Here is a 19,741-nt window from a genome sequence, read left to right as displayed (position 1 = left end):
CAAAGGGTAAACAGGCCCCGGTCCGCCACTCGATCCATGCCACGCGAGCTTCGAGACTACCTCTCCGCGCGGGAGACGAAGGCCCCGACCGTCGCGCCCGACGGCCGCCTCGCCTTCCTCGCCGACACGACCGGGACGATGCAGGTCTGGACGAGCGAGGAACCGGATACCTGGCCCACACAGCGAACGTTCTACGAGGACCGGATCTCAATCGCTGACTGGTCGCCGGACGGCGGCGCGATCGCGTTCGGGAAGGACAGCGGCGCCGACGAACACGATCAACTCTTCGCGCTCGATCCCGAGACGAACGAGATCTCCCGACTGACCGACAGACCCGACGCGATCCACCTGTGGGGCGGCTGGAGTCCCGCGGGCGATCGGATCGCGTTCACCGCGAATCGTCGAGACAGCGCCGCCTTCGACGTCTACGTGATGGCTGTCGACGGCATCGAGCCGGGAGCAACGGATGCCGACGAGGAGACCGCGGCCGACGGCCCGGAACCCCGACTCGTCTGCGAGGGCGAGGGGTTCTACAGCGTCGACGACTGGAGTCCGGACGGGGAGCGACTCCTCGTGAGTACCGCCAACGCCAGTTCGGACACGGACCTCTTCGTCGTCGACGTCGAGACGGGCGAGCGTGAGCACGTCACGCCCCACGATGGCGACGTTCGGTACACGCACGCGACGTTCGGCCCGAACGACGACGTCTACTGCCTGAGCGATGCGAACGCCGACACGATGGAACTCGTCCGCATCGACGAAGCGGGCGGCGACGTCACGACCGTCGTTGGGAGCGACGACGACATTCTCGACGCCGCCGCAGCTGGAGATGCCGCACTCCCGGACGACGATACCGTCACGGCCAGCGCGCACGACCGTGACTGGAGTATCGACGGGTTCGCCCTCGACGCCGACTCGGGCCGGCTCGTCTACACTTGGAACGTCGAGGGCTACTCCGTGACGGCCGCCGGCCGATTGGCCAGCGCGACCGACGTGGCCGCCGTCCCGGTCGACCACCCCGCCGGTGTCGTCTCCGAACTAACGATCGGCGCCGACGGCGAACGCGCCGCGATGACGGTCTCGGCGACGAACCTGAACTACTCGATCTTCGGGATCGACCTCGCGGATGGCGGCGTCGCCGGACCCGAGGCCACCCGGTGGACGACGCCCTCGCCCGGCGGCGTCACGCTCGATCGGTACCACGAACCCGAACTGATCCGGTACGAGACGTTCGACGTCGACGGGCGACGCGCGTCTGCTCGCGAGACGGAGTCTCGCGTTGGCCGGGAGATCCCCGCATTCGTCACGCTCCCGGACGACTACGAACCCGGCGAGACGCCCGTCATCGTCGACATCCACGGCGGGCCGAGCGCCCAGCGTCGCCCATCCTGGCGCAACCGGCCGATCCGGCAGTACTTCCTCGACGCCGGCTACGCGCTCTTCGAGCCGAACGTCCGCGGCTCGACGGGGTACGGCGCGACCTACGCAGCACTCGACGACGTCGAAAAGCGAATGGACTCGGTTCGGGATATCGACGCTGCGGTCGAGTGGCTTGCCGATCACCCCGCGATCGATTCCGACCGGATCGTCTGCTACGGCCGCTCATACGGCGGGTTCATGGTCCTGTCCTGTATCACCGAGTACCCCGACCACTGGGCGGCCGCCGTCGACTTCGTCGGCATCGCCAACTGGGTCACCTTCCTCGAGAACACCGGGGACTACCGCCGCTCGCACCGCGAAGCCGAGTACGGGTCGCTCGCCGAGGACCGCGAATTCCTCGAATCCATCTCACCGATCCACGCGGTCGATCGGATCGAGTGTCCGCTCTTCGTCCAGCACGGCGAGAACGACCCGCGGGTCCCGGTCGACGAGGCGCGCCAGATCGCCGACGCCGTCGAATCGCAGGGGATCCCCGTCGAAACCTGCATCTTCGACGACGAAGGCCACCACACGACCTCCCGTGAGAACCGCATCGAGCAGTTCGAGCGCATCGTCGACTTCCTCGACGAGCACGTGTAACCAACGGATCCGGATTCTGACCGAATCGACGCCGTCCGACAGGCTGCGCAAGCTTTTTGCGCCATAACCGACGTGTCATCGTATGCGACGAGTGTTACTCGATACCATAGGCTGGCCGTCGACTGGCGCGACGACGAGTGCGTCGCTGCAACGGGCGGTGGTGCAATGACGCGCGTCACCGACCGCATCGTCTCCCTCTTCGAACGCGCCGGCGTGGAGACCGTGTTCGGCTTTCCCTGCGAACAGCTGGATCCCTACTACGCGAGTCTGGCCGACTCGGACCTTCGACACGTGCTCGCGCGAAGCGAGGCGAGCGCGGCACTGATGGCCGACGGCTACGCACGAGCGAGCGGCTCCCTCGGCATCGTCGACGGCGTCAGCGGGCCCGGCGCTGCCTACCTCGGCGCCGGGCTCTGCGAGGCGGCGGGCGCCTCGAGTCCCGTCCTGGCGCTCACTGGCGGGAACGACCGCGAGACGCGCGGCAAGGGCGTCATCCAGGACGCCGACAACGAGGCCATCCTCGACCCGTTCACGAAGACCACGGCCGACGCCGAGACGCCGGGCCGCGCCGTCGAGGCCGTCGAAGCGGCCGTGCGCGAGGCCACGGGCGGCGTTCCCGGGCCGGCCCACGTCAACCTCCCGGAGGACGTCGTCCGGGCGGCGACCGATCGCGAACCCCGCGACGACCTCGACGCGACGTTTCCCTCGGCGCGTCCGCGACCGTCGGCGGCCGACGTCGACGCCGTCCTCGAGAAGCTCTCCGACGCCGACCGGCCGGTGATACTCGCCGGCGAAGGGATCGTCCGCGCCGACGCGTGCGCGGAACTGAGCGCGTTCGCCGAACGGACGAACACGCCGGTCGTCACGTCGATGAACGGGAAAGGCGCCGTCGCCGAGACCGCCCCGTACGCCCTGGGCGTGGTCGGGCGCTGGGGGTTCTGTCAGGTCGCGAACGACGCCGTCGCGGACGCCGACCTCGTGATCGGCCTCGGGACCCGCTTCGGCGATCTCACGACCGTCGGCTGGTCGCTGGTCCCCGACGACGCCGCCGTCGTCCACGTCGACCGCGACCCCGCGTGGCTGGGCCGGAACTACGAGGCCGACGTCCCGATCGAGGCCGACCTCCGGGCGACGCTCGACGCGCTGGTCGGGGCCGCCGGCGACGCAGGGCGCACCGACGAGGCGGCGGTCGCCGACCGCGCCGACCGGATCGACGAGCTGGCCGCCGCTCGCGACGCGTGGCGCGAGTCCCACGCCGACGAGTTCGAAAGCGACGCGTCCCCGATCACACCCCAGCGAGTGATCGCGGAACTGAACCGGACGATCCCGGCGGACGGCGTGCTGGTGAGCGCGACGAGCTTCCCCGGCTTCTTCTCCGGCGCATTCTACGAACCGGCCGAACCCGGCCTCCGATACCTGCAGGCCCGCGGCAGCGACGGCATCAACGCCTGTCTGCCCCAGGCGATCGGTGTGCAACTCGCCCGCCCCGACGCGTCGGTGGTCGCGCTCTCGGGCGACGGCGGCATCGGCTACCACATCGCTGACCTGGAGACGGCCGCCCGCGAGGACCTCCCGCTCACCGTGATCGTGACGAACAACGACTCGCTGGGCTCCTCGAAGATGAGTCAGATGGGGAGTTACAACGTCGACCAGTCGACGGACTTCGAACCCGGCGTCGACTACGCGCAGGTCGCCCGCGGCTTCGGCTGTGCCGGGACGGTGATCGAGGACGCGGCCGCGCTGCCGGACGCTATCGAATCGGCGATCGCGAGCGACGAACCCACACTGCTCGACGTGCAGGTGGATCCCTACGCCGCGCCACCGCTGCTCGTGTGATCGAGACGGGCAGCAAAGCGTTCGCGACCGGCTCTGTTGAACACCTATTCATCAGACATATTTTCGAGTGAAACAGCCGATCAATGAGAGTTGCGTACTGAGCGGGTCGGGATGGTACTCACTACGGAATAGATAGAATCTCAAAAGAAATTTGTCAACTGATGTTGAGGATACTCTTATGCTTGAAAACAAGTTTACCAGAGCAGGTGTGTTCTTCGTTGTCGCATTCAGTGTTCCAATTCTCTTGGGTTTACTCACTGAAGGAGATCTGAACAGGGGAATTCAGATTGGAGTGGTTATGGGTGTCATTTTTGGAGTTATAAGCCAATACTTCGAACCCAAACCGACATCTGTTGAACAGTAGGTGTCTAACCTGTATAGAACACATCAGGGTCAGGATTTATCACCTTCTGAGAGATTCAACAGCGGTTCGCAACCCTCCTATCTCTCAGAATACCGGTTCGTAGACGCCCGCGCCTGTCTCCGCGTAGCGCTCGGACAGGGTGTCACGCAGGAAGTCGCGACCGAGCATCGACTCCACGTCGAACGGACCGACGTCGCCGGCCGAGCCGCGCCTGAGGATCTCGTCGATCGCGTCGGCGTCGGCGACGCCGTCGTCGACCAGCCGGTGTCCCTCGTTGACGAGGGCGGCGAGGATCGGCGCGACGTCGTGTGACTCCTCGGGGTCGGGAACGACCGCCTGGCCGTCGACCCACTCGAAGAAGCCCTCGCCAGTCTTCTTGCCGAGTCGCCCGTCCTCGATCATCGACGCCATGCGCTCCCGGGCGGCTGGCGGTGGGGCGTACCGATCACCGTACGCGTCCTCGAGGTTCTCGACCGTCGCGAGGTGGACGTCGAGTCCGATTCGGTCGATCAGTTCCAGCGGACCCTGTGCGAAGCCGACCGCCGTCGCGGCGGTGTCGATGGCCGCCGGCGACGCGTCCCGCAGCTCCCACGTCGCCGCACACTTGATGCTCGCCGACAGCCGCGAGAGGCCGTTCGCCCGGTACTCTCGTTCCAGGCGGATCGGACGCTTGCCGATCGCGGTCGCCACCGCCGCGGCCGTCTCTAGCGCCCGGTCGGCGGCGTCATCGCCGGCGATCTCGACCAGGTCGCGCGGAATCGCCGGGTTCGCGAAGTGAAAGAGGACGACGCGGGAGGGATCGACGACGTCAGCTGCGATATCGCCCGGGGTGAGCGACGAGGTGTTGGTCGCCACGATCGCGTCGTCGTCGAGTACGTCGGCGAGGGAGCCGACGAGGTCGCGTTTCAGCCCGAGGTCCTCCGGGACGGCCTCGACGACGAACGTTGCGTCCGCGAGCGCGTCGAGTTCCGTGTCGTAGCTGATCCGGGCGGCGAGGTCGTCCGGTGGTTCGTATCCCGCGTCGGCGAGTGAGTCAGCGACGTTGCTGCGGTGGTAGGATTGTGCGTCAGTCAGTGCGTCGGCGTCGACGTCGACGAGCGTGACGCGATAGCCCGCCGTCGCGAGCAACGCCGCGATGTCGCGGCCCATCACGCCCGCACCGACGACGCCGGTGCGGTCGATATCGAACGCGGTGTCGGAACGATTGTCGGGCCGAGTATCGGAACGAGTACTGTGTGGTGTCATGGTTCTGGTCGAAGGGTCGGTGGCGACTCCTGCTGAGGCCGATACCGTGACCGGGCGAAGTAGTAAACACCGCCGATCACGAGGAGACCGAGCCATCCGGCGAACACACGCGGCGCGGTCGTGGCCAGCAGGACGAGCAAGCAGAGGTTGAGCGGAATCGCGAGGACGGCCATTCCCGCGACGAGCCGCGGCGAGAGCGGGAACGCGGTCGAGTCGAAGTCCGGCGGGCGGTGGCGGACGACGTGAATCGCGGCGAGCATCACCGGCACGACGAGGAACGCCCCGCCGAAGCCGAGCAGGGAGCCCAACTGGTCGATGGGGATCGGCGAGACCAGCGCTGCGGCCGAGAGCACGTAGACCAGCGCCAGCCCCCAGTGGTTCGTGCCGAACCGCTCGTTACGACGGGCGAAGACGGACGGAATCAGACCGTCGGCCGCGAGCACCTCCAAGTACTTCGGCGCGATGATGAAGACGGCGTTCACGCTCGTGGCGATCGCGAACAGGGCGCCGCCGACGACGAACGCGGCCCGGAGCGACGCCGGAAGGAACGCCTCGGCCGCGACCGCGAGCGTCTCGCCGGCCATCGCCTCGGCCCCGACCGACCCCACCGCGACGAATCCGAGCAGCGCGTACAGCCCGAGGACGAGCGGCACGCTGACGGCGAACGAGCGCGGGATGGTCAGCGTCGCGTCGCGGACCTCGCCGCCGATGTCGACGACGAAGTTGGCCCCGAGACAGACGAAGTACAGCACGCCGGCGGCCGTCACGAGGCCGACGGGACCACCCGTGAACGTGGGCCGCAGGTTCGCCGCCTCGACGGCGGGGACGCCGAAGACGACGAACGCCCCGAGCGCGGCGACGAGCGCGACGAACAGGATCGACTGGACCTGGGCCGCGGGTCGGATGCCACGCAGGTTCACGAGGAAGAAGCCGGTCAATAGCGCCAGGCCGACCAGAGTCGGTTCGACCGCGACGATGGCGTCGACGTACTGTCCGGCCGTCAAGGCGTACAGCGGGAGACCGCCGCCGAACATGCTGATCGCCAGCCCCCAGGCGGCCAGGAAGGCCAGCGCCGGGGAGACGAACCGGGCGGGGTAGCGGTAGTTGCCGCCCGTCGTCGGGTAGGCGGAGCCGAGCATCGCTGTCGGGACGAGTCCGAGGATGGCGATCGAGAACGCGATAGCGAAGGCGATCACCACCCCCGGACCCGTGAGGGCCACCGCGACGCCGGTCAAACTGAACAGCGCACCCCCGACGATGAGGCCGACCTCGATGGCGACCGCATCGAAGAGTCCGACGTTACCCGTCTCCTGTCCCGATTCGTGCGACACATTCTCTCACTCGAAGTGTAATACTAAAAGCGTTTGTGCGGGTGACCAGTGGCGCAAGCAGTCGAACTCGTTTCGAAAACGGGACAACTCCATTGGGAGCGAAGAGGACGAAGACTGCCAGTGGGTAGAACGGAGCCCCAGCCGGACCCTCGCCGGGGATCGAGGCAGATCTCCCCCACGATCGCGGACGCGACTCCGTTTGAACGGACAATCCGATCACCGCGACCGTTTTCAATGGTGAGTAAGAATGACCATCCAATGAACTGGGATCTGGAGGAGCTGGGAGACGAGGCGGTCACCCTCCGGCGTGAGGACGGCCTCGTCCTGAGGGCCGTGCGCGAGGAGACACCGCCGGACGAGGGTGAACGCGCCAGCGGCGCTGTGACGTGGCGATTTACCGTGGACACCGAACACGGCGAGCGCCTCGCCGACCACGGCTGGGAGATCGTCGACGACGAACACCTCTGGGAGGTCCTGGACGGGTTCACCTACCGGTTCCGCCGGGACGCTGCGGACGACGACAGCCATACCGACGAGGCGGACGAGAAGCAGGACGAACGGGCTGACGACAGCCGGGACGACAGAACTGCTGGCGATCGAGATGAGGAGTCAAACGACACCCAGGAAGCCGACGAGCCCGAGTCGGCGACCGGGACTGACAGCGTATCCCCGTCGGCAGACCCCGGCGCAGCACCATCGTCGCCGACCGTCGATACCGAGTCTGGTGCTGGTGGCGAGGACACCGACACCGCGCCGGATCACACACCGTCTCCCACGCACGCCGAAGAAGACGGGTCAGTCACGACAGACAGGGCCATCGCCGACGGGCCCGCCCCAGCCGGACAGGCATCCCAGGGCGGAACGGGCGAAGCGACCACTGGTCACGACGAGGGGGCACCGAATGCAGGCGCCGAACGCGATGAGAGTCGACGCGGCGGGAGCGGGTCCGACGACAGCGATAGCAACGAGTCGAACGACACCGAAGACGTCACAGATCGTCCCGACACCGAGGAGACGACGAGCGACCAGGCCGCCGACCCGACGGCCGACGAGCACGAGGCACCCAACGATCCAGCGCGTACTGACCCACCCGCCGAGACAGGTGGGAACGAAGACACGGAACCGACCGACCGAGGCGAGACGGGCGTTCGTGAGGCGAGTGTCCGGATCCGGCAGGCGCGGCCGGACGATGCGGACCGGCTCGCGGCCGTGTACCGGAGTGCGTACGCGCAGAACCGCGAACTCGGCTTCCCGGCGAAAGCCGAGTCGGTGACGCCGGCGATGCTCCGCGCGTGGATCGACGAGAACGGCGTCATCGTCGCGACGGTCGAAGACACCGTCGTCGGGGGCGTCCGACTCGAGGCGACCGCACCGGATCGGGTCAAAGTGAGTCGACTCGGTGTTCACGCCGACTGGAAAGCGCAGGGCGTTGGATCGAAACTGCTGGCGGCGGCAGAGGCCGCCGTCGACGCCGGAAACGCGGACACGATCTGGCTGACGACACCGCCAGAACATCCGTTCCTTCCCGACTTCTATCGCGATCGAGGGTACGAACGAATCGACGAGTATCCGTTAGACGAACGCGACTACGACGAGATCGTCATGGAGAAACGCGTCGGCTAATAATCGCCGTTCCTCACTGGTCGACCGGCGCCGGGTAGACAGCGACGAACAGCGCGGTCTCACACAGTCGGCAGGTCTGTGGTTCTTCCAATCTGGCGTACACCAGGCCACACGTTTCACACGCGTACAACTGGCGAACGGTTTCGGCTTCGGAATCGTTCATGAGGCCCGTACGTCCCCAGTGACGGAAGCCTCGTGCCGTCGGTCGCCTGCTCGAACGACGGACGCCGACGGACAGCTGCCGCTGGCCGAGAGACGGGAGTCAGAGAAAATCGATGGGTGTGTCGAAGGCGAGCGGGTGTGTCGAAGCCGGCATACGCGGCTCGTCGCTCGCCGTCTCAAAAGGGCCGACGCCCAGGGGGGACACGGGAATGGGATGCGAACCTGGAGCGTTGCGGCCAGACTATAGTCGGTGGTAATTCCTGAAAAAGGTTCGGCAGACGGATGTCTGACGGTGTGGTATCGTCAATTCGTTACGGTTCGAAACATATACGCCGAACCGGTCGAACCTCCCAGCGTGGCCGAGTCCAGCACCCAGTTCCGCGCACTGTATCTCGCCCGATTCGCCGAGGGCTTCGGCTTTATCACGCTGATCACGCTGTTGCCGGAATACATCAACGTCCTGGACCCAAGCGGTGTGTCCATCTTTGGGTTGACAATCAGTGCTGGCCTGATTGTCGGTTTGTACACGACTGGCTTTACGTTTGCACAGACCGTCGCCGTGGTCCCACTGGCCTGGGCCGGCGACCGGTTCGACAAGCGGTCGGTACTGCTCGTCGTCTTCGGCTGCGGGGTATTCGTCTACGCGGCGTTCCCGTTCGTCGACTCCAGTGCATCGTTCATCGCGGTCAGGGCACTCCATGGAGTCATCGTCACCGGTGCCGGACTCATGACGCTCTCGCTCGTCGGCCAGCTCGCACGCGAAGAGACGCGTGCCACCCACATCGGGAAGGCGAACGCCGCAAGCTTCGCCGCGTCGATCATCGGTGGACTCAGCGCCGGAGCGATCTACGACGCTGTCGGTTTCGGCCCGATTTTCGCGATCATCGTTGTGACCATGCTCGTCGCCTGGGCAGTGACCTATCGGTATCTCGATCCCGACGAGACTCGAATCGAGGGATTTCCCTTCAGCGATCTCGCGCTGAACCGACGGATCATCACGCTCTCGACCTTTCGCTTCCAGTACGCCTTCGCCGTGACGCTCGTTCGGACGTGGGTGCCCATCTTCGCCGGCGTCGAAGCGGCGGACGGCGGCCTCGCCTACGGCGGGTTAGCGGTGGCCGTCGCCGTCACGAGTGAGAAATTCACCAATATGGTGGGCCAGACGTTCACCGGCCGGCTCTCGGACATACACGGACGTGCGCTGTTCGTCTTCGCCGGCGGGGCGGCGTACGGACTCGTCGCACTCGTCGTCCCCTTCGCGCCGGCGATCGGCTCCGCGGTGGGCCTGCCGACCGCGTTACCCCTCGTCGGCGACGTCTCGCCGGCGTTCGTTCCACTCGTCACCCTCTCTGCCCTCCTCGGCGTCGCGGACAGTTTCCGCGAACCCGCCAGTATGGCGCTGTTCGCCGACGAAGGCACCGAGGACGGCGGCGTCGCCTCCAGTTTCGGGATTCGCGAACTCGTCTGGCGCCCCGGCAGCGTGATCGCGCCGCTGCTCGGTGGCTGGCTCATGTACGAAGTGAGTATGGCCTCGGTCTTCTACGTCGGCGGCGCGTTCGCACTGACCGGCGCAGGGGCCTTCCTCGCCGTCCTCGTCTGGCTCCACGGGCCCCGGGCGCTGACAGCGTGGTAGGGGGAACGGATCAGCAGCCGAAGAAATCAGTCTCCCGCGACAGGCGTCGCGACGTCCTCCTCGACGACGTTGTCCGTCCAGGTTCCGCGGAGGAACCACAGTCCCGTGACGATCGCCGAGGCGACGAACGAGATGGCGACGGCGTACCAAACGCCGACGACGCCCATCTCGAAGGCGACGACGGCGACGATGGCGATTGGGATCCGCCAGACCCACAGCTCCTGTACGGAGAGGACCATCGCGGCTTTCGTCGACCCGCTCCCCCGGAGTCCGCCCAGGAGGATCTGGAAGACGCCGAGGAAGACGTACGACGGGCCGGCGATGAAGACGTAGGCGGCGGCGTACTCGATCACCACGTCGGCGTTCTCGGCGTCGGGCGTGATGAAGACGCCTGCGATGGCCTCGGCGTAGGGATAGGCGATCGCGATGACCACGACGAAGACGCCGACGATGACCATCGAACTCAACTTGACGGCTCGTTTCGCCCGGTCGACCTGATCGGCGCCGAGGTTCTGCCCGACGACGGTCTCGGTGCCGCGCGCGAGCCCCAGTGCAGGCATGTAAAGCAGCGACGACAGTCGCGTGACGATCCCGTACGCGGCGACCGCCTCGGTCCCGGCCAGCGCGATGATGGCCGTCAGGACAGTGATGCCGAACGCCCGAAAGCCCTGCTCGGTGGCGATCGGCGCGCCGATATCGAGTATCTTCCGGACGGTCTCGCGTTCGAGCCACAGATCGGACAGCGAGGGTTCGAGCCCGACGCGCCCCGAAAAGAGCAAGAAGAGCCCGATTATCGCCGCGACTGCCCGCGAGAAGATCGTCGCGATCGCCGCCCCGTCGACGCCCCAGCCGGTGAAGCCAGTCGCGGCGTACAGCGACGACTCGAGATCGGTCAGCCCGAGCCAGGCGAACAGCGGATTGCCGTCGAATCCGAGGATCAAAACGGGATCGATCACGACGTTCAGGCCGACGCTGATCGCCATCAGGTACAGCGGCGTTCGGGTGTCACCCCAGCCGCGCGAGAGCGCGTCGAAGATGAAGAACCAGAACATGAAGGCGATCCCGACGAACATGATCCGGGTGTAGCCGACCGCGAAGGCGTAGGCATCGCCGCCCGGATCGGCACCGACCATCCGCATGAGCCACGGCGTGAGGAGATAGCCCACCGTGGCGAGGGCCAGCGCGACGACCGTCACGAACGCGAGCGTCTGGCCGGCGATGTGACTCGCGCGAGCCGTCTTGCCCGCACCCTTGTTCTGGGCGATGAGAACCGTCCCCGCGACGGTGAGTCCGCCACCGACGCTGATCATCAGGAAGACGACCGCCCAGGAGTACGACAGCGCCGCGATGGCGTCGCCGCCGAGCCGGCCGACCCAGAACGTGTCGGCCATGTTGTAGCCGACGTTCAGGACCTGTGAACCGACGATGGGCGCCGACAGCACCATCAGGGGCTTGAACAGGTCACCGTCGGTGACGTTGACTGACCGATCCGTCTCCGAGCTCATTCGGTGTCCTCGTGCTCGCTCGCCGCGTCGGCCGTCGCGGCCTCGGTTCGATCGTCCTGTTCAGCGCCACTGGGGACAGCGTGTTCGTCGCCAGTATCCGCGAACCGCTCGTCCGGCGGAAACGTGACGGCCGGTTCGTCGGGATACGTCGTCTCAGGTGTCAGGATTTCGGTCTCGATGTACTCCCTGGTCGCCTCGTAGGCGTGTTCACTGTAGGTCGCTCGCCCAAGCGTGAAGTGACGAACTCGCGCCCCAACGAACGCGCCCAGGAGGAAATCGGCCGCGATCGCCGGGTCGTGATCGACGAATGCCCCGGTCTCGATGCCCGCCGTCAGGATATCGACCAGCGTGTCGCGCAGCGCCTCGTCGCTCTCCCGTAGCTTCTCCTGAAACAGTTCGTTGTACGGTGCCTGCGCGCGCAGTTCCAGCATCGCCGTGTGGTGGCCGGTTCCCTCGGCCGTCGAGATGTCGAACCACCACTCGACGTACGCGGCGAGGCGCTCTTCCGGCGGGAAGCCATCGAGTGCCTCGGCACGGTGCCCGTAGCCGGCGAGTAGATACTCGATAAACGATGCGAGCAAGTCGTCGACGGAGTCGTAGTGGTAGAACAGCGACCCCTTGCTCATCTCGGTTCGATCGGCGATGCGCTGGGCAGTGAGGTCACTGTAGCCGTCCGCACAGAGCGCCTCGTACGTCGCCTGCATGATCGCGTCGCGTGCGTCGTCAGTCACTGACTGACTGGTTGGTCAGGGGGCGGTATACCCCTTTCGGCTCGAAACACCATCGTGTCGTGTGCCCACGGCACACGATCGAACGCGGGCCACCCGATCGGCGAGGCTGGCCACTCACCGGACCCGACTGGGCGTCACTCGGCCTCGCCGGTCTCGATCGGTGCCCGGATGATGTTCCCCCACTCCGTCCAGGAGCCGTCGTAGTTCTGCACGTCGTCGAAGCCGAGCAGTTCGGCGAGGACGTACCACTCGATCGACGAGCGCTCACCGACGCGGCAGTAGGTGACGACCTCCTGATCGTCCTCGATCCCCACGTCACGATACAGTTCGCGCAGTTCGTCGGGGTCTTTGAACGTGCCGTCCTCGTTCAGCACCGAGGTCGTTGGGACGTTCTGCGCGCCGGGAATGTGCCCACCGCGCTGGGCCGTCTCCTGCAGGCCCTCAGGCGCGATGACCTCACCGGTGAACTCCTCGGGCGAGCGAACGTCGACCAGCGGGACGCCGGTGTCGACCGCCTGCTCGACGTCGTCCCGGTAGGCGCGGATGTCCTCGAACGGGCCGGACGCAGTGTACGCCTGGGGTGAGAACTCGGGGACGTCCGTGGTCAGCGGGTAGTCGTTCGCGACCCAGTAGGGCTTGCCCCCGTCGATCACGCGAACGTCGTCGTGGCCGTAGTACTTGTACTCCCAGTAGGCGAAGAGCGCGAACCAGTTGGGGACACGCCCGCCGCCGTAGATGACGACCGTCGAGTCCTCGGTGATCCCCGCCTGGGCGTTCAGGTCCTCGAACGCCTCCTTCCCCAGGAGGTCTCGCTGGACCGGATCGCTCAGGTCCTCGTCCCAGTCGAAGAAGGTCGCCCCCGGAATGTGGCCCTCCTCGTAGGGTGTGTAGTCCGAATCCGCCGTTACCGTCGGATTGTTGACTTCGAGCAGTCGGTACGCGGGATCGTCCGACTGAAAGTCATCGAGATGATTCTCGACCCAGTCCGCCGTCACGAGTGCGGTCGTATCGTGGTCCGTCATGCAGCCGGACCTACGGAAGCCAGTCAAATAGTGCTGTCAGTGGGGTCCGGATTCACCGCGGGCGCTGACGCCGGCGAGAGCGAGATGCCGGACGGACAGGTGCAGACCGGACTGCACGCTCCGTCAGCACCGATTCGGAGACGTCCGGCCTTCCGGAAAGCGTTGCCGTGTCCGGCCAACCAGTCGTGCGGCCAACCGTGCGATCACTCTCGATCGAGGACGATCGATCGGCTGTACGCGCTAATCGAGTGAGCATCCGGCGCCGAGGTGAGCAGACTCACGCCGACGAAGATACCGTAGGCGACGAGGACACCGACAAATCCGTAGTGCATCCCGAAGGTGTACGTCGGTGGGATGACCTCGAGGAAGAACAGGATCGTCACGCCCGGCCCGAGCACGAGCGACGCGACGCCACCGGCGACCGTCGCACCACGCCAGTAGGCACCGAGGAAGACGGGGGCGGTCGTCGTCGCGAAGCCGACGACGGCGAACGCGATCAGGTCGAAGATCCCCGCCGGTTGGGCGAGGGCGAGCAGGACCGACAGGACCACGGTGGCGATCAGGAAGGCCTGCGTCATCACTACCTCGCGCTCGTCACTCGCGGCCGGATCGACGACGACCCGGTAGACGTCCCGGCTTAGCATCGAACTCATCGTGAGCGCGACGGAGTCGGCCGTCGACATGATCGCCGCCGTCGCCGCCGCCATCGCGATCCCGAACACGACCGGGTGCGAGATCGACTCGATGAACACCGGGATAACGTGATCCGACGGGTCTGGGACCGAGACGACGCCGAGCGCCCACGCCCCGAGTAGCGTGCCGAACAGATAGATCGGGATCGCGACCAGCGCGAACAGCACGCCCGACCGGCGAAGCGTCGTCTCGTCGGCGGCCGAGAAGTACCGCTGTATCGTGTGCGGGTAGCCGGGGACGCCGACCGTGAAGGCGAGGGCAGCGGTCGCGATCGCGAGCGGTGTCCAGGTCCCCTTCGGCCCAGGGAGAGTGAAGAGCGACGGTTCGACCGTCGCCGCCTCGGCCGCGATGGACGCGCTGTCGAGACCGATCATCACGTAGCCGACGACGCCGGCCAGGACGACGAACAGGACCGTCGACTGAACGACGTCGGACCAGACGACGCCGCGGTAGCCGGCCAGGTGGACGTAGACGATCATGAACGCGGCCATGACCAGGATAGCGGCCGTGTACGGAATGTCGACCAGTGTATCGAGCGCGACGCCGCCGCCGATGAGCTGGCCGGCGAGCATCGCGATCATGAAGATGCCCGTGACGGCGAGGTAGACGATGCCCAGGGTCGGACTCTCGTATCGCTCCCTGATGTACTCCGCGGGCGTGAGCACGTCGCGTTGCCGGCCGATGCGATAGAGTGTCACGCCGACCGACGCGAAGACGAACGTGTAGAAGACGGCCGCGAGGCCGAGAAACGAGAACGCGCCGAGCCCGGTCCCGACTGTCTGCGCACCGATGCCGAAGACGGTAAACGCACTCAGGACGGTCGCGACGAGCGTCAACGCCAGTGCGAGCGGGCCGACCGTCCGACCCGCGACGTAGAAATCGGCGGGCGTTCGCTCGGTAAACCGGCCGGCGTAGACGCCGATCACCAGCATCAGCGCGAGGTAGCCGGCGAAGGTCACCTGCGCGATCGACGCCGTCACGAGTCACCACCCGTCGTGGCCGAGCCACCTTCCGACTCGGGCGAGTTACCAACCGACCTGGACGAGTCACCATCCATCGGCGTCGACGCCGTGGACGCCTCGCCACCGGCGACCGCGGAAATCGCGAGCCAGGCCAGGACGAGCAACCCACCCAAGACGGCGAGCTGGACCCACAACCAGCCCGGAATCCCCCAGTACAGCCCCGTCACCGATTGCACGACGAAGAGGTGGCCGATTCCCACTACGAAAACGACGATCCCCAGTCCCCACCCGACCAGCCGCCTGCGCGACCGATCGGCCGACGATTCCACGTCCGTAGATGTGCCCCGCATCGAGCGTGTCTCGCGGGCCAGCCGAGAAAGGTGTTTCCACCGGCGGCGATACACGAAGCGACCGCTCGACCGTGCTTCGGCCGGCAGAAAGGGTATCCTGGGGAGGACTGCGGCGGACCACGACGATCACTGCGATCGGACCCGGCTGGTCATCCCGACCAGCGTTAGCCGATCATCGCGATCGAGCCCCGTCGATGGCTTCCGATCGCGACCGATAGCCGAAGCCCACGGCGTCACAGTCGAGACAGGACCACCGGTACTCGCCGTGATAGCCCCGAATCGTCACGGTCGAATCACACGTCGGGCAGCGCTGCGACCGTCGTCGGTCGCGAACCCGTTCTAGCACCTCACCAACCGTCCGTCCATTCGCCATTTCACCAGTTCCAGGAACGCCTGGCCCATATGCTTTCTCTTCGAAGTCGCGGGTGGGCAGGCGCCACGCAGCAGGCTCTCGGCAGGACAGGACCGACGTCCCTCAGATCGAGAGCGTCGTCTCCGCCTCGCACGAACAGTTTGCCGCCGTGAGTTCACCGACGGCGGTGTACGACCCTGGCGTGGGATCGTCCCACTCGACGTCGAACGTTCGGGTCTCGCCCGGGTCGAACTCCTCGCTGCCGAGCACCTGTGTGAACATTCGCCCGTCGGTGTAGCGCCAGATCTCCGTCCCGTCGTCCACGACGGCCACATCTGCCCGGCACCCGTTACTAAACTGTGCCGTGACGGGATCGTCGCCCGTGTTTTCGACGGAGAGTGTGAACTGGACGGTCCCATCGGCCGACGTCGCGTCGAGGGTCCCTTCGAGTGACATACCGGTGGATTTCCGATGAGCGATCGTAAATCTTTGCCACAGTGGGGCCGAACCGTCAGCGATCGGGACCGGACTCGGTAGTTGGTGGCGACGGTGAGCGCCGGGACAGGCGGGTCACGTGATCGGCGGGTCCGGGTACGGATCGGCGGTCCGAAGTTACGACCGGCCTGGCAGGGTATCGACCGACGGGTCCGAGGTAACGTCACGCCTATAGGAAGCCATCGCGTAGTCGATGGTGTGCAGATCGTCGGCTACGAGCGGTCGGGACGAGGATCTTCGCTGTTGGTGAGTGACGACGGCGACCTCTCTCTCACACCGCTCAGCCGCGACGAGACCATCGCGTTCGGGCTCGGGGATCGCCACTGCGCGGGGGCCATCGATTACGAAACCGGCGAACACGTCCCGTGCGATCGCGACGCGGCGCCGTACTGCGACGCGCACACGTCGACGTGGGTCTGTGCGCGCTGCACCGGGACCTGTCTCAAAGACGAGATGGACTGTTACACGGACCACGCCGTCTATCTCGCCGCGTTCGCACCGACCACGTTCAAGGTCGGCGTCACCCAGCTGGAACGGCTCGAAACCCGTCTCAGAGAACAGGGCGCAGATCGGGCAGCCCACATCCACACGGTCACCAACGGCCGGATCGCCCGGGAGCTCGAGGCCGAGATCGCGACCGATCTCACCGACCGGGTCCGGATCGAGCGCAAGATCGAAGGACTCGCCGCCGACGTCGACGACGACGCCTGGGAATCCGTGCTCGCGACGTTCGACCCGATCGAGCGCTTCTCGTTCGACTACGGCCTCTCGCTTGCGACACGGCCGGTCACCGAACTCGTGGGAACGGGTACCGTCGTCGGCCTGAAGGGGCGCCTGCTCGTCCTCGAACGGCGTGGAACGACCTACGCGGTCGACCTCCGGGAACTGGTCGGACACGAACTCGACGCGGACGATGCGACGGCCGACCGACAGTCGTCACTCGGCGCCTTTGCCGGTGACTGAGTTCGACCCGCGTCCACCGACCCACTCCATAGCCATGACAACGTTTTTCCGACCCGCAGGTGAATTCGCGGGCATGTCGGACGATCCTACCGAGGATGCGACGGACGAGGGAACGGGCGAGGACGACGGCGAAGAAAAGTCGTTCCGCGAGCGCGTCGAGGAGATCCGAGAGAAGCGCGAACAGGAAGGCGGCGACGACGCCCCCGAGAGTCCGTTCGGCGGCGGTGGCGGAATGGGCGGCGGTGGCATGGGTGGTGGCAATCCCTTCGCACAGATGATGGGCGGCATGATGGGAGGCGGCCCGGGCGGCGGTGGCCCAGGCGGCGAGGCCGGCAACGAGGAACTCACCCGCGAAGTCCGCCAGCTCCGCGACGAGGTTCGCGACGCGACGCGACAGCTCCAGCGGATCGCTGACGCCCTCGAAGACGACTGACGCGCTCGCTGCCGTTTCGAGATTTTCCAGTCGATCCTGAATCGCCAGTGCTCGCCGTCGAACGACGAGTGAGCGACTGCTGTGTACTCTCGTCGTCGAACGACGTGTGGGACCGATGCCGTGTACTGATCGGCTCCAAGCACGTTCTCGCGACGATCGAAAACCGGTAACTGACGGATTCTAGCCGCCACAATGGCTACGAGCGGACGAGCAGGTTTCCGTCGTCGTCGTACCGGTGGCCGATCGACCTGAACTCGCTGCGTACGGCGTCCACATCGAGTTCGCCGTCTTCGCCGAGGAACGGCGTCACCGGGTCGGCCCCGTCCCACTCGAGCGAGGCAGGTTGCCATGGATTGCCGAGCGGCGAGGCCACCGGCGTGGCCGCACCGGCGAAAATCGACTCGGCGATCGATGCCTTGTCGAGGAGACTGGCGATCGTCCGGCGGAAGTTCGGGTTCAACAACGGGGCGTTGCGGACGTTGTATCCGATGTAGTAAAGCGACTGGCTGGGGCGTTCGTGCGTGACCAGGGGTGGCGCCGCGGTGTACGAACTCGCCGTCTCGGGATCGAGTGCCGACAGCGTCAGGTCGGCCTCACTGTCTTCGATCGCCGCGACCGCCGCCTCGGTGTCTTCCGTAACGGTCACTTCGAGCGTGGTGATCGGCGTCTCCGGAAGATCGGCGGTCGTCGTAAAGTGGTCACCGTTTCGAGAGAGGGTGAGGCGCTCGCCTTCCTCCCGGTCGTCGAACGTGAAGAGTCCGCTCCCGATCGGCGGAACGTTATCCGTGACGACGGCGACCGTCGCACCACTGGGCGTCTCCACGTCGACGAACTCGGCCGACTCGGTCCGGTCCCGCCAGATGTGGGCTGGCAAGATCGGGATCGTGAACGCCTGTTCTGCGGCGGCCCTCCCGGCTTCGGCCGTGATCCGAACCCGGTGGTCGTCGAGACGGGTGACGTCCGCAATCGCCGTCGCCAGGCCACGGTAGAGTGGTGCGGGAATCGGCGCCTCGGCGGAATCCATCGACGTGTCCGCCAGAAAGTCGTACGTAAACACGACATCCTCGGCGGAGACCGGCTCACCGTCGTGCCACGACGTCTCGCGGAGTGTCAGCGTCGCGGTGCCGTCCTCCCACGCCCAGGAGTCGGCCAGCCACGGGTGCACGTCGCCGTCGACGGTCGTCGCGAGCGAGTCGTAGAGGAGGTCGTCGATCGGCGAACACGAGTGGCGACCCCCGATTCCGAGCGGATTGAAGTGACGCGTCACGCGCTCGTCGGTCACGACGGCCCGAAGCGTCCCGTCGGGGGCGATCGACTCGATGTCCACGAACGCGTATCGTTCGGAGAGTGGATGGCGGTCGAAGCCGACGAATCGATCGCCGTTCCAGACGTGTTTCGCGGTCGGCCGACACAGCGGGGTAAACGGCTGGTCGTTGGCGAACGATTCGAGTGTCTGCTCGACGGCCCGGTCGCGGGCGGCTCCCGTTCGGCCTCGCTGCCGGTCGAGGGCCGAATCGATCGTCACGTTCGAGTAGCCGTAGGGATTCTGCCAGCCCCACTCCGCGTCGAACCGGGTGTGCAACAGTCCGTACAGCGCCGACGGATCGGCAAGTCGCGGCGTTCGATCGACGAAGAGATCGAACTCGTGATCGATCAGAATCCGGCGGAGAAAGCGCGATTGGGGAAGTGTTTCTCGCTCGACGTCGATCCCGGCGGTCTCGAGTGCCGACTCGAGCCGGTCCGCCACGGCGGCAGCCTGGGGATCGTCGGCGGGGCTGACACTCGCGACTGAGAGCGAGAACCCGTCGGCCGGTTCGTCGCGAAAGAGGTTCCTGATTCCGCGCAGACAGCCGGAGAGGCCGAGAACGGCACCAGCCGTCGCCGTCCCGAGCACCGTTCGCCGAGAGAGGGGAGACTCGCGGGTAGTCGAATCCATTCAGTTCGTTCACCGTTCGACGGGCTGACTATAACAGTATTACGCCCGAGCACGACGTGCGGGCAATCCCCCAACAGCGAGTGGAC

18 protein-coding genes are annotated in these 19,741 nt (G+C 66.3%); 7 read left to right on the top strand and 11 right to left on the bottom strand.

Translation table 11 applies throughout. The annotated features are described in order from the left end of the window. Window positions 1-36: 36 nt before the first annotated feature. The 3 genes from HALRU_RS04290 (at window position 37) to HALRU_RS04280 (ending at window position 4,219) form a co-directional block, all read left to right on the top strand. On the top strand, window positions 37-2,019 hold the full coding sequence (locus HALRU_RS04290) for a S9 family peptidase (RefSeq protein ID WP_015300176.1): 1,983 nt from the start codon (window positions 37-39) through the stop codon (window positions 2,017-2,019). Window positions 2,020-2,184: 165 nt separating this feature from the next. Continuing rightward, complete coding sequence (locus HALRU_RS04285; protein WP_015300175.1) at window positions 2,185-3,855, top strand: thiamine pyrophosphate-binding protein; 1,671 nt, start codon at window positions 2,185-2,187, stop codon at window positions 3,853-3,855. A 178-nt stretch (window positions 3,856-4,033) separates the two neighbouring features. Further along, on the top strand, window positions 4,034-4,219 hold the full coding sequence (locus HALRU_RS04280) for a hypothetical protein (RefSeq protein WP_015300174.1): 186 nt from the start codon (window positions 4,034-4,036) through the stop codon (window positions 4,217-4,219). A gap of 84 nt (window positions 4,220-4,303) precedes the next feature. Here HALRU_RS04280 and HALRU_RS04275 read toward each other — a convergent pair whose 3' ends face one another. Together HALRU_RS04275 and HALRU_RS04270 are read right to left on the bottom strand one after the other, a co-directional pair. After that, a complete protein-coding gene (locus tag HALRU_RS04275) occupies window positions 4,304-5,368 on the bottom strand; it encodes a 3-hydroxyacyl-CoA dehydrogenase (RefSeq protein WP_216086548.1) in 1,065 nt (354 codons plus the stop codon). Window positions 5,369-5,460: 92 nt separating this feature from the next. Beyond that, the gene (locus HALRU_RS04270) at window positions 5,461-6,795 is read right to left on the bottom strand and encodes an APC family permease (protein WP_015300172.1); all 1,335 of its coding nucleotides are present in this window, start codon (window positions 6,793-6,795) and stop codon (window positions 5,461-5,463) included. A 258-nt stretch (window positions 6,796-7,053) separates the two neighbouring features. Here HALRU_RS04270 and HALRU_RS15585 point away from each other — a divergent pair, with 258 nt between their 5' ends. Then, window positions 7,054-8,418, top strand: coding sequence for a GNAT family N-acetyltransferase (locus HALRU_RS15585; RefSeq protein WP_015300171.1), 1,365 nt, complete (start codon window positions 7,054-7,056; stop codon window positions 8,416-8,418). 13 nt (window positions 8,419-8,431) lie between these two features. On the opposite strand, the gene HALRU_RS15580 is transcribed toward HALRU_RS15585, so the two are convergent. After that, the gene (locus tag HALRU_RS15580; protein WP_015300170.1) at window positions 8,432-8,581 is read right to left on the bottom strand and encodes a hypothetical protein; all 150 of its coding nucleotides are present in this window, start codon (window positions 8,579-8,581) and stop codon (window positions 8,432-8,434) included. A gap of 354 nt (window positions 8,582-8,935) precedes the next feature. On the opposite strand from HALRU_RS15580, the gene HALRU_RS04260 reads away from it, so the two are divergent. After that, a complete protein-coding gene (locus tag HALRU_RS04260; RefSeq protein WP_015300169.1) occupies window positions 8,936-10,213 on the top strand; it encodes an MFS transporter in 1,278 nt (425 codons plus the stop codon). A gap of 26 nt (window positions 10,214-10,239) precedes the next feature. On the opposite strand, the gene HALRU_RS04255 is transcribed toward HALRU_RS04260, so the two are convergent. The 7 genes from HALRU_RS04255 to HALRU_RS04225 form a co-directional block, all read right to left on the bottom strand. Then, the gene (locus HALRU_RS04255; RefSeq protein ID WP_015300168.1) at window positions 10,240-11,718 is read right to left on the bottom strand and encodes an MATE family efflux transporter; all 1,479 of its coding nucleotides are present in this window, start codon (window positions 11,716-11,718) and stop codon (window positions 10,240-10,242) included. Beyond that, complete coding sequence (locus tag HALRU_RS04250; protein ID WP_015300167.1) at window positions 11,715-12,449, bottom strand: TetR/AcrR family transcriptional regulator; 735 nt, start codon at window positions 12,447-12,449, stop codon at window positions 11,715-11,717. Before HALRU_RS04250 ends, HALRU_RS04255 begins: the two co-directional genes overlap by 4 nt. A 134-nt stretch (window positions 12,450-12,583) precedes the next feature. Next, window positions 12,584-13,471, bottom strand: coding sequence for a sulfurtransferase (locus HALRU_RS04245; RefSeq protein ID WP_015300166.1), 888 nt, complete (start codon window positions 13,469-13,471; stop codon window positions 12,584-12,586). 203 nt (window positions 13,472-13,674) lie between these two features. Then, window positions 13,675-15,144 (bottom strand): sodium:solute symporter family protein, encoded by a 1,470-nt coding sequence (locus HALRU_RS04240; RefSeq protein ID WP_015300165.1) that lies wholly within the window; start codon window positions 15,142-15,144, stop codon window positions 13,675-13,677. Beyond that, entirely contained in the window at window positions 15,141-15,476 is a 336-nt protein-coding gene (locus HALRU_RS04235; protein WP_015300164.1) for a hypothetical protein, read from the bottom strand. Before HALRU_RS04235 ends, HALRU_RS04240 begins: the two co-directional genes overlap by 4 nt. Window positions 15,477-15,648: 172 nt before the next feature. Continuing rightward, complete coding sequence (locus tag HALRU_RS04230) at window positions 15,649-15,849, bottom strand: hypothetical protein (RefSeq protein ID WP_148680431.1); 201 nt, start codon at window positions 15,847-15,849, stop codon at window positions 15,649-15,651. Between the two features lie 102 nt (window positions 15,850-15,951). Continuing rightward, window positions 15,952-16,284, bottom strand: coding sequence for a BsuPI-related putative proteinase inhibitor (locus HALRU_RS04225; protein WP_015300163.1), 333 nt, complete (start codon window positions 16,282-16,284; stop codon window positions 15,952-15,954). Between the two features lie 237 nt (window positions 16,285-16,521). On the opposite strand from HALRU_RS04225, the gene HALRU_RS04220 reads away from it, so the two are divergent. Both HALRU_RS04220 and HALRU_RS15855 read left to right on the top strand, forming a co-directional pair. Further along, the gene (locus tag HALRU_RS04220) at window positions 16,522-17,286 is read left to right on the top strand and encodes a DUF2797 domain-containing protein (protein ID WP_015300162.1); all 765 of its coding nucleotides are present in this window, start codon (window positions 16,522-16,524) and stop codon (window positions 17,284-17,286) included. A gap of 73 nt (window positions 17,287-17,359) precedes the next feature. Further along, on the top strand, window positions 17,360-17,719 hold the full coding sequence (locus HALRU_RS15855) for a hypothetical protein (RefSeq protein WP_015300161.1): 360 nt from the start codon (window positions 17,360-17,362) through the stop codon (window positions 17,717-17,719). A 196-nt stretch (window positions 17,720-17,915) separates the two neighbouring features. Here the strand turns inward: HALRU_RS15855 and HALRU_RS04210 are convergent, their stop codons facing one another. After that, window positions 17,916-19,655 carry an ABC transporter substrate-binding protein gene (locus HALRU_RS04210; RefSeq protein ID WP_015300160.1) on the bottom strand — a complete coding sequence of 580 codons (1,740 nt, stop codon included), beginning with the start codon at window positions 19,653-19,655 and terminating at the stop codon, window positions 17,916-17,918. Between the last annotated feature and the right edge of the window lie 86 nt (window positions 19,656-19,741).

The sequence above is a fragment of the Halovivax ruber XH-70 genome (genome assembly GCF_000328525.1).
Classification (GTDB): Archaea; Halobacteriota; Halobacteria; order Halobacteriales; family Natrialbaceae; genus Halovivax; species Halovivax ruber.
The sequence above is the reverse complement of the archived record's forward strand: the minus strand, read 5'-3'. Positions and strand labels throughout refer to the sequence as shown.

What these genes read in the sequence shown, in the direction of transcription:
- HALRU_RS04290 (WP_015300176.1), top strand. Translation starts at nt 37, where the DNA reads ATGCCACGCGAGCTTCGAGACTACCTCTCCGCGCGGGAGACGAAGGCC.
- HALRU_RS04285 (WP_015300175.1), top strand. Translation starts at nt 2,185, where the DNA reads ATGACGCGCGTCACCGACCGCATCGTCTCCCTCTTCGAACGCGCCGGC.
- HALRU_RS04280 (WP_015300174.1), top strand. Translation starts at nt 4,034, where the DNA reads ATGCTTGAAAACAAGTTTACCAGAGCAGGTGTGTTCTTCGTTGTCGCA.
- HALRU_RS04275 (WP_216086548.1), bottom strand. Translation starts at nt 5,368, where the DNA reads ATGGGCCGCGACATCGCGGCGTTGCTCGCGACGGCGGGCTATCGCGTC.
- HALRU_RS15585 (WP_015300171.1), top strand. Translation starts at nt 7,054, where the DNA reads ATGAACTGGGATCTGGAGGAGCTGGGAGACGAGGCGGTCACCCTCCGG.
- HALRU_RS15580 (WP_015300170.1), bottom strand. Translation starts at nt 8,581, where the DNA reads ATGAACGATTCCGAAGCCGAAACCGTTCGCCAGTTGTACGCGTGTGAA.
- HALRU_RS04255 (WP_015300168.1), bottom strand. Translation starts at nt 11,718, where the DNA reads ATGAGCTCGGAGACGGATCGGTCAGTCAACGTCACCGACGGTGACCTG.
- HALRU_RS04245 (WP_015300166.1), bottom strand. Translation starts at nt 13,471, where the DNA reads ATGACGGACCACGATACGACCGCACTCGTGACGGCGGACTGGGTCGAG.
- HALRU_RS04235 (WP_015300164.1), bottom strand. Translation starts at nt 15,476, where the DNA reads ATGCGGGGCACATCTACGGACGTGGAATCGTCGGCCGATCGGTCGCGC.
- HALRU_RS04230 (WP_148680431.1), bottom strand. Translation starts at nt 15,849, where the DNA reads ATGGCGAATGGACGGACGGTTGGTGAGGTGCTAGAACGGGTTCGCGAC.
- HALRU_RS04225 (WP_015300163.1), bottom strand. Translation starts at nt 16,284, where the DNA reads ATGTCACTCGAAGGGACCCTCGACGCGACGTCGGCCGATGGGACCGTC.
- HALRU_RS15855 (WP_015300161.1), top strand. Translation starts at nt 17,360, where the DNA reads ATGTCGGACGATCCTACCGAGGATGCGACGGACGAGGGAACGGGCGAG.
- HALRU_RS04210 (WP_015300160.1), bottom strand. Translation starts at nt 19,655, where the DNA reads ATGGATTCGACTACCCGCGAGTCTCCCCTCTCTCGGCGAACGGTGCTC.